Below are 9,840 nucleotides of genomic sequence, written 5' to 3' on the forward strand. Positions count from 1 at the left end.
GATATTGACCGTTCCCTGAGTGAAAAAGGATGCCCTTATGATAATGCCGTTGCCGAAGCTACCTATAAGGTACTGAAAACGGAATTCATCTATGGTGAAACATTCGAGAACCTTAAGGAGTTAGAGCTGGCCTTATTCGATTATGTCCACTGGTACAATAACATACGCATTCACGGGACATTAGGCTACCTTACCCCGGCCGCTTATCGCCGGAAACACCTTAACGAAATGGTCTAGTTTTGTGTTGACGATCCACTTCTTCATCATTTAGCTTATGGTTCTCCTTTATAATATCTATTACAGAAACACCATTAACTACGCGCTTTAACACTTTACTTGGTTTAAAAGTAGGATAATTCTGTTCAGGAATACTGATATTCTCACCTGTTTGAGGATTTCTTCCTTGTCTTTCGCTCCTCACTTTCACATCAAAAGTTCCTATGTTATTAATTTTAATATTATTACCTTTTGTTAATTCTGAACTAATAGTATCCAATATACAGTTTAAGGCATTGCCTACATCTTTTTTTGTCAAGCCAGTTTTGTTAATAACATCGTTGATCAAATCTATCTTGTTCAAACTTTAGCCTCCATTTCAATAAAAATTGTTTCTAATAAAAATACAGATCTTTTATGTCTTTAACACTAGTAGTAGATTCTTTCTTCTCATTTTGATAAGACATAATTAACTCTTGATAATTGTTGATGGAAGTACTTTTTCTGTCCTTGAATACTTCATCATATAGTAAATTTACTCCATTAGCTGCGTACTCTTCAAACACTGTCATTTTCTTTGAAAAATTGTCATCATCATTATTAAGTAATTGATCATCTCCTTCAGATCCATAAACTACCATATTAATGACAGCCTCATCAGTATCTAAATTAAAGACACTCCAGTTCATTTGCTCAGCATTATTAAACTCTTCTCTCTCTCCGTGTAAATATCCTAAAATACCAGCATTCATGAACACATCTTTATAAGTCTCAAATATCCCGTACTCATCTTGATCCGTAAGTTCTTTATATAATTCATCATATTTCTTTGGTCGTCTTATTCTTCTTCTAACCACCAGTAGTCACCTCTTCTATTCTAGTATATTCATAAGGTTCATCCGGGTTTTTAGTAGGGTCATTGTAAATCAACTTGTATTCTTTGCCTGTAAGATTATACATGTTGTTCTCTACCTCTCCTTCCCATTGTGAGGTAGAAACAATTACTATTAATTGATTTACAAGCTTGGATATATTACCTGCTACTCGTTCTCTATGATTAGAATCCAGCGCTCCGAACGGAGAATCCATCACTAGAGGATAAACTCCACCGTCATCTAATTCAGTATTCGACTCTTCTTTTTCCTGTTCTCTAGCTATATCTACTATTGCAGCAATAAACGCTAAACTTGTGATCTGTCTTTCTCCCTGGGATAAAGCAACACTCTTTCCAAACTGGTTTTGAACCTCAAGAGTATAATTTTCCGAGACAACGACCTTGTATGATTTACGTAAAAATCTATCAAAAATATCTGAAACTCTGTTTTGAACTCTTAATTTTACTTCTTGTTCTCGAACGCTTAATATTTGCCTAAAGGTATCTAGAATTGATTCGCACGCTTCCATTCTTTCTCTGTTAAGTTCCACTTTTGATTGTTTTTTTTCTGCTTTTTCTTTTTCGCGTTTGTGCTTATCTAACTCTTCTTTCTTTTCTTTTAATTTTTCTTCTTGGATTCTTTTGTCTATTTCATTCTTTTTAATATTTTCATTAAGTTCTGCTAGCTTTTTGCCTAAATTACTAGCTTTTTCAATATCCGTTTCTATCAGTTCTTCTTGAATTTGTTCTAGTTCAGTTTCTAATACTTTCTTTTCTTTCCGAATTTCATTGGACATACTTCGTATTTGACGTGTTCTTTCAATCATGTAATTCTTTTTTTCGTTTACCATACCTAGTTGCTCATATAAATTATTTATTACATTATCTTTTCTACCATCCAAAGAGGAAGCTAAATCTAATAAATGCTGTCGATGCGAAGAATCTTCAGTGATTTCTTGCCCACAAATACAAACTCCCGATTTAATAATTTCATCTATAAGTCTCTTAGAAACAGAAGACGTACCCTTTTTATTAGAATAATCAACGGTATTATTTTTGATTTCTGCTGAAAGGAAAGTAGTTAGAGCTAAGTAACCCTCATTACTCAAGGTATGACGTAGTTCTTTATCAAGATTATTCAATTTCTCTTTCTTATCAGTTAACTTTGACTCCTTGTCTTCTTTATTCTTCATTAGTTCTTCCATCTCTTCTACTTCTGATAGCTGTTGCTCAGTTGCCCTTCTGCTTTCTTCTGCAGTTGATATCTCAGATTTAAAGTTTGCTATCTTTTCTTCTATCATTTCATATTCTTTCTCTAATTCTATTTCATTTTCATAAATACTTTGAATTTCTTCAGATCCTTCTTCACTTCTTTTTATTCTGAATCTCTTTCGTACTTCATCGGTATGAGAAATCGCATTCTCTAAAATGTTTATATTCATAATATTTTTGATTGCATTTTTAACATCTTCTGAAGAACCTTCTTTAGATAGATTATCTATTCTTTCTCCATCAAAGAAAAAGTATGTTTTTAAATTGGAAGGTATAAGATGATTGATCTCATTAGTGTAATTTTCTACTTTCTCTGTGTTTCCTTCAAAGTTTGTCATCCACAATTCAATCGTTGGTTTTGAGTGAATAAACATTTCTGTTTCTAATGTTTTTTTCACTTTTACACTTTTTCTCATTGAATAATCAAAGTCACCAGATTGAAAGGTGAGTTCAACATATACTTCCGTTTCTTCTTCAGGACTCATTAAGTAAAACTTGTAGTCGTTAATCAACTTATCTGGGTTTGGCAAGCTAATTGCTTCGTCATACAAGCACCAAGTAGTAGCGTTTAGAAGAGCTGTTTTTCCTGATCCATTTTCCCCATGGATTACTGTGACATTTCTTTTATTACTAGTGGAAAAAAGGATAGTATTTTCCCCGTAATATTGTCTGAAATTTTTTAATGTAATAGACTTAATGATCATTTGGCTGTATCCTTTCTTTGACAATATCCTCAATTCTATTAAGCACTCCAGAGCCACGAGCATCTTTTCTGTTTAATATTTTTTTCTCCTCCTCAAGAATATCTTTAAGAATTTGATGATACCTAGGATCTTTCAACTCATCTAATATTTTATCTATTTCCTCTTTATACCCCATAACTTTCCACCTCACATATCCATTAAATTATAAGCTCTCTTAATTTCAAGCAGTTTGTTTTCAGCTACATTCTTATTCAAAGCTAGAGAAGCAAACTCATTAAATCGCACTAATTCTTTCTGAAGCATTTTTCTTTCTAAATTAAATAAATTTGGTGAGATTTCATCAACGCTATTCAACCCCCGAGGTATTACTATGAAATCGTGTATCTCTGCGAACTTTTTATCTTTATGTCTTCTAAGGACTCTTCCTCGCCGTTGAATGAACTCTCTTGGGTTTGTAGAACTAGAAATTATATAAGCAGTTTGAGTGGCCGGAACATCCACACCTTCATCTAGACACTTAATTGCTACTAAGCCTTGCAGTTTTCCAGATTCAAATTGGTCTAACAATTTTTTTCTTTGTTTTTGATCTTCTTCAGCAGTAAATTGATGCACCCTCATACCTAAATCTTTTCCCAAAAGTTGTGTGACTAACTCAAGACTACGCTGATTCTCAGTCTTTCCACTTCCACAGTAGAAAATGTTGTGTGTGCTTTCTGTTCGATTTTCCATAAGATTCTTTAAGACCTCTATTTTATTAGAAGCATTTTGAATAACTTTTGCTCTTCTTCGAAGTAAGGTTTCTCTCGTTTCCATTTCAGCTTGAGATAATTCTTTATCCTCAACATAGTACTTTACAAGTTGTTGGGTAATCTTCAGATAATCTTCATACTCCTTTTCCTCTAAAGTTACGATGTGAGGGTGATAATAGTATTCGGTTAAGTGCTTCCCTATAGCTTTCTTTAACCCGTATTGAAAAACAATTTTTCCACCAAAATAATCTATTAACTGCTCCGTTCCTTGTTCATCAAACCATCTGTGAGGAGTAGCCGAGAGAGCTAAACGATAGTGAAAAGAATCAAAAAGTTTGTTTAGAGAATTTTTCGTTCCTAAATGGTGAGCTTCATCAGCAATGAATACAACAGGAGAATTTACTCTTTCTAATGATTTTTGCATTCTGGCAGATTGAAATGTTGCGTTAGTCATAATTACACAGAAATGATCTGTTATCCCACTATTAAAATCAGTTATTTCCTCAATCAATTCAGGTTCCCACTTATAATGTGAATACGCGACAATAGGATTAATACCAAACCACCTTAAGTCTTCACACCATTGCTCTACTAAATGCTGATATGGGCAAGTAATAACAAAAGCCAATTTACCTAGATGTTCATATAATTTCACAACTCCAGTAATTGCTGTCAGAGTTTTCCCTGTTCCTGTTGCCATTTCTAAAAGTCCTTGCCCATTGTTTTTAAACCAACTAGTGATCGCTTCTTTTTGATAATCTCTTAGCTTAAGTTCGTCTGGGATCTTTGGTCCGCCTTTCTCCTCTTTAATGTGGTCTTCATCCTTAGAAGGTGGATGGGAGCTTTGATATTTAATTAATTCTGATTTAAGCGCTTTCGAAACGTCCATGACTTCAAGTAACTCATTAGCATTATTCCATAGGTCATCAAAGTGCTTTTGCTTATCTTCTACCCTTTCCTTATCATTATCCTTCCAAGAACAAAACACGTCTATCGATTCAAAGTTATTAATCAACCCGCCAGCTGTTTCATTAGAAGAACCTATGAAAGCTATTTGCTCATTGTCGAAACTCTCCATGATTCCAATCTTTTCATGATAAATACCTGCATTTCTCAGATCTTTATGAACAACCACTTTGATCTCCAATCTTTCCTCAGCGATTAACCAGGCCAGATAATTCAATCTTTCTTCTTTTTTGATATCTTCTGTTAATTCTATTTCTTTAATTAGGGAGTCCTCAATTACTTTCTCTTTATATCTTGTTCCCTCTTCAATCGCTTTGATATCTTCTTCTTCTAAATGAGGTGAGGCGATAAGTTTCATCTTTCCTCCATTTTTTATAAGCTCTGCCACTCCTTTAGCAGCAACACTTAAAGAAGTACTGGAAAAATAACCTACTGCCCTTTTGTATACAGAAGTCTTAGCTAGAACTGGATTATAAAATTGCTCTACAATTGTGCCAAGATCTTTTGATGAGCGGTAACTTCTTTGTAGCTCAATCTTTTTATAAGACAAACGCAACCCTCACTTTTAATAACCGAGAATTTCATTAATATTGTTTCTATTACTAACCTCAGTGAATTCATTCTGATGTTTTTCGATCAAGAATTGCAAATAATTATCTAGATCATCTAATTCATTTAATTCATCTTCCATAATTGCCACACCATAAATCAAGTATCTTCTAACCAATTTGTTTATCTCTGAGTCTTCAATATTGCTTTCATGCTTTTGTTTTATACTTTGTATGAAATATACCTTTAAATCGTTGGGGCAGACTGCGGTCATCGGTACTTCGCGTCCATTCGTATCGTTAAAATACGACAAAGTATATTCCTGTTCAGAGTTAATACCTTTTGCAAGCGCAATTCTCAAAACCACTGATCTCTTCTTTGTATCCATCCCCAGATAAGCTAAAAGGCGATCTAGCATTTTATCAGTATGTCCCGGTATATGAATACTACTCATCGGTATACCACTCCCTCTTTAAATTAACGTTTTCTTAGAATTTCATCGTTTTTCGTCCATTTTCTTTTGACTTATAGAAGTATATGGTGGTGACCGGAACCTCTATATAAAAATAAAGGGGTTATTTGGAATTTGGGTGTGACACCAACCAGACATCCATGGATATTTTCCATGAAATGGGTGTGAATCGTATAATCGCACCTTGGATCTCCACGTTACACATGGCGGTGGACCCTCCCACGTCTCTCGGCGTCTACGCGCGCAAATTCCTTCGTTCGACCTGACCATGGTGGATGCCGGAAATACTCCTTTTGTGGGTCAATGCCCTAACGGTGAAAATATTGACCGGCTTCTCCGTGCTTCTATTGGTTGAAAGGGGACGTACAACGAATGATTCCGTTCTTCTTATACAGCTTCCTGTAAGCCTGAAATGCCGGGGATATCCCGGATCATGCGCGTTTCACTGAAGGTACACTTCCGTGTCCCTAAGACATAAAAGATTTTCACGAGATTGCGACTCAGAGCGACAAACGACTGCTTCCCTGTGAGGGGATTGGCGGCTCGGTACCGATAGTGTTCATGGAGTTTCCGGAATGCTTCATTGTGACACGAGAGAGGACGCGCGACCTGAAACAGTAAGCTACGCAGTCGCTTTCTCCCACGTTTCGTAATCGTCGTCTGGCCTTTGAATGTGCCGGACTGGTTCAACTTCAGATTGAGTCCCGCTAATTTAATGATTTGGCGTGGATCTCTGTAGTTGGTCAGGTCCCCGACTTCTGCGAAGAAACCGGCTACCGTCAAAGCACTAACGCCTTTGATAGCTATCATCTGATCAGCACCAGGAACGTGAAGAACGAGTTCTTCGAGTTGTGCTTCAAGAGCGACGAGACGTTCTTCGATTCGCTTGTACTGATCGATCAGATAACGGAACTCCTCACGACCCATGCGCAAGCCGACAGTGAGGCCGACACTGGTTTCAGCCGCCTGCTTCAACGCCTGGATGCGCTTGAGCCCAACCGCCCGTTTGGCAGCTATCTTCACTTCCGCCAGTAACGCTTCTTCGGAAGCCTGACGGATGTCTTCCGGAAGGAAGCCTTTCTCCAACAGATGGAGCGCGGCTTTCCCGGTCCAATCCTTGAACACCTGGAGAAACCCCGGAAAGTACCGGTCCAGGGCATTCTGCACCTGCGCTTTGATAGAAGAGAGATCTTCCTGCATGATGTCGTAAACTTTCATGCCTTCACGCAGTTCCGCATACACATCCTCGGGTAGCGTCGGTTCGTGGAACCGTCCGTCCCGGACGATTTGAGCGATGACTTTGGCATCTTTCGTATCGTTCTTCGTCGGGGAATCATCGTCCATTTCTTTGAACCGTTTCACCTTCATCGGATTAACAACCACGGTGTGAATCCCACGGGCTTTCAGGTGATAAGCCAGGTTCAGCCAGTAATGGCCGGTGGGCTCCATGCCAATCACGATATCGGGCCGGTCGTGGTCCTGGGAAAGATCTCTCGCCCAGGACAATAACTCCGAAAACCCGGCTATCGTGTTGGCGAAGACCAGCCGTTTGGCAAGGTCCCGGCCGCGATCATCGACCACCCGTGCGACATGTTTGTGTTTGGCCACATCGACACCAATAATAAGAGTGCGATCGTTCATTTGCGCTAAGCGCTGATTTTGTGTAAAATCCATAGTGAAGTCCTCCTTCGGTACTTAATTCGAGGTCATGCATGACACTCTCTATCGTACCAAGGGGACTTTTTTTATGCATTTTTCGTTTCTCCGGATTTCCTCTCACATTTCTTCATTACAGGAATGCTCCTTTTAATCTAGACAAAGTAACCTTCGTTTATGGTTGTAGATTTTGTGTCACTGCTATAATCCAAACTAAAGGTAGAGCCTATATTAGTTTCTAATTCTGATAACAGCTCATCATTAACTTCTGTATCAGTAGACAGAATGATAACCTGGTTACTTAATTCTGAAAAATAATGTTTTATCAAGTGACGTCTATGAATACTATCAAGTCTTCCTAACGGAGTATCAATTACGTATGGAAGATCTATAGCAGCATTTTTAGTTAGAGCCCAGATCAGAGAAAGAGCAATAATTTGCTTTTCACCAGCTGACCTATTCGCTAATCTGATTTGATTTCCATAATGATTAAATAATCTTAATTTATAACTATCTACATCGAATTCTGCTTTTGAAAAATCATCTGATTTACTCATCAATTTATCAATAATATATTCAAAGCTTTCTTTGATACACTTGGCCTTGAACTCTGTTACATCTTCGACAAATTGCGCTGAGACCTTAGCGGCCTTATTGATCATATCAAGTTGTTTATCTAAATCAGTATTAGTGTCTAACTCTTTTCTCATTTCTTCTAGTTTTCTTCTTAATCTTGTCAATTCAGTGTGTATACCATTAACTTTTTCTCTGTAATGTAGACTTTCTGAATTATATTGCGATAAGGTTTTATTCAATCTCTCTATTTCCTTCTCTTCTTTAGAAACATCAACCTCTTCAGGAGCAATAATCAACTGTTGATCCACTTTTTTTAAGTCTTGAAGCAATTGATCTTTTCTTTTTTGTTGCTTGTTAATGTCTAATTCTTTAAAGTTAAGTGATTGCAACTTACTTTGATCTGAACGATTTAAATCGTGAATGATTTCTATTTCTTCAGGTTCTTTATATCTTTTTAAATTATTTACTTTTGCCCAACTTTTTCTACCGAGTTCGTTCAATAATTTATAATCAATTCCTTGAAGTTCATCCCTCTCATTCATTCTTTCAATAAAGTCATTCATAAATTCCTCAAATTGGGAGAAATTAAGCTTTATTTCTTCCTTCTTCCTCGAGTATTCCATTTCTTTTTCCATGCGATCTTTTACCTGTTGAATTTTGGGATATAATATTAACAAAGGAAGGTGGTCTGTAGCATAAGCTTCTATCATAGAGTTAATGTTATCAATTTCTCGTACTATTTTTGATTTATTTTCGTATAACGTTTTTTTTGAAGTAGAAGACTTTATGAATTTTTCATTTTTTGCCTGCTTTTCACTCTCTAAGCGCTCTCGTACAATTCTGTAATTTTTATTAACTGCTTCAAGATCTTTTTCATACTGGCCTAAATCTTCTTCTTTTTCTTCAATTTGCTTTGATAAATCTTGAATTTTCTCAGAAGAAACCCTTCTACTAAACTTACGTTCTAACTTTTTTTGAGCTTTATTAATATCCATTGACACTTTTTTATAAAATTCCAAAGAAACTATTTCCTGAATAGAATCTTTTAAATCTCCGTTCTCTTGTTGATCGACAAGTTCTTGCACTTTCTCTCCATCAAAGAGAAAAAAAGTGGAGACATCACTTGGTATATTTCGGTTTATAAATCCCTGAAGTTCAGCTTCAGTAAGGTTAATTTTTTTGTTATCCAAAACCATTTCTCGTTCCATAGTTGTAAGTTCTTGCTTTGAGTTATAATGAAGAGTACCTTTTATCTTATAATTCTTTTGATTAAAGGTGAATTCTAATTCAAGGACAGAGTTTTTCCCTTTCTCTTCAAAATGTTTGTTATTAATAGAACCTGCTAATTCTCTCTTTCCAACTTTATCAATACCATAAAGTAATAGACGAATTGCAGTTAAAATACTTGTTTTTCCTGTGCCATTTAATCCTCCAATAAGAGTAATGTTTTTTTGATTTTTATTGAAGTTTGATAAATCTATGGTCTGCCTTCCATAATAAACGCGAAAATTTACTAAGCTCAAAGAACGAAACTGCATCTCTTACCCCTCCTTCCTTTTCGTTTGATATTCAACCTCTTGAAGTATTTCATCTATCAATACTTCATTACTCTTACTTGAATAATAATGATCTCTAGCAGACGTAAATATGTTCCCCATGACTTCAACCGGAATATTTTGCTGCTTGCAAATTTTCTTTAAAATGAGCTCTTCATCAAAAGAAAGCTTCATAGCATCTACTCCTCTTCAATTCAAAATGTATATTGCTTTTAAAGAAGGGCCATCTGTAAGCAGATGGCCTCTAAAT

The 9,840-nt window shown here is 36.1% G+C and carries 10 protein-coding genes; 1 reads left to right on the top strand and 9 read right to left on the bottom strand.

Annotated features, from left to right (window positions below):
• Positions 1-237: IS3 family transposase (locus tag BW944_RS13670; RefSeq protein WP_143525723.1), on the top strand; the 237-nt coding region annotated here is incomplete at its 5' end.
• On the opposite strand, the gene BW944_RS13675 is transcribed toward BW944_RS13670, so the two are convergent.
• From BW944_RS13675 to BW944_RS13715, 9 genes are all read right to left on the bottom strand, one after another.
• The gene (locus BW944_RS13675) at positions 221-580 is read right to left on the bottom strand and encodes an HU family DNA-binding protein (protein ID WP_076560626.1); all 360 of its coding nucleotides are present in this window, start codon (positions 578-580) and stop codon (positions 221-223) included. The genes BW944_RS13670 and BW944_RS13675 overlap by 17 nt on opposite strands.
• A gap of 31 nt (positions 581-611) precedes the next feature.
• Complete coding sequence (locus BW944_RS13680) at positions 612-1,073, bottom strand: DNA phosphorothioation-associated protein 4 (protein WP_076560628.1); 462 nt, start codon at positions 1,071-1,073, stop codon at positions 612-614.
• Complete coding sequence (locus tag BW944_RS13685; RefSeq protein ID WP_076560630.1) at positions 1,066-3,066, bottom strand: AAA family ATPase; 2,001 nt, start codon at positions 3,064-3,066, stop codon at positions 1,066-1,068. The genes BW944_RS13680 and BW944_RS13685 overlap by 8 nt, the downstream gene beginning before the upstream one ends.
• The gene (locus tag BW944_RS15100) at positions 3,056-3,241 is read right to left on the bottom strand and encodes a hypothetical protein (protein WP_076560632.1); all 186 of its coding nucleotides are present in this window, start codon (positions 3,239-3,241) and stop codon (positions 3,056-3,058) included. Before BW944_RS15100 ends, BW944_RS13685 begins: the two co-directional genes overlap by 11 nt.
• An 11-nt stretch (positions 3,242-3,252) precedes the next feature.
• On the bottom strand, positions 3,253-5,331 hold the full coding sequence (locus tag BW944_RS13695) for a DEAD/DEAH box helicase family protein (RefSeq protein ID WP_076560634.1): 2,079 nt from the start codon (positions 5,329-5,331) through the stop codon (positions 3,253-3,255).
• A gap of 15 nt (positions 5,332-5,346) precedes the next feature.
• Positions 5,347-5,784: a hypothetical protein gene (locus tag BW944_RS13700; RefSeq protein WP_076560636.1), complete on the bottom strand. Its 438-nt coding sequence runs from the start codon at positions 5,782-5,784 to the stop codon at positions 5,347-5,349.
• Between the two features lie 405 nt (positions 5,785-6,189).
• Positions 6,190-7,476: an IS110 family RNA-guided transposase gene (locus BW944_RS13705; RefSeq protein WP_076560638.1), complete on the bottom strand. Its 1,287-nt coding sequence runs from the start codon at positions 7,474-7,476 to the stop codon at positions 6,190-6,192.
• Positions 7,477-7,613: 137 nt separating this feature from the next.
• The gene (dndD, locus tag BW944_RS13710; protein WP_076560640.1) at positions 7,614-9,572 is read right to left on the bottom strand and encodes a DNA sulfur modification protein DndD; all 1,959 of its coding nucleotides are present in this window, start codon (positions 9,570-9,572) and stop codon (positions 7,614-7,616) included.
• A gap of 3 nt (positions 9,573-9,575) precedes the next feature.
• On the bottom strand, positions 9,576-9,764 hold the full coding sequence (locus BW944_RS13715) for a hypothetical protein (RefSeq protein ID WP_076560642.1): 189 nt from the start codon (positions 9,762-9,764) through the stop codon (positions 9,576-9,578).
• Between the last annotated feature and the right edge of the window lie 76 nt (positions 9,765-9,840).

The organism is Salimicrobium flavidum (assembly GCF_900156645.1).
Lineage (GTDB): Bacteria > Bacillota > Bacilli > Bacillales > Halobacillaceae > Salimicrobium > Salimicrobium flavidum.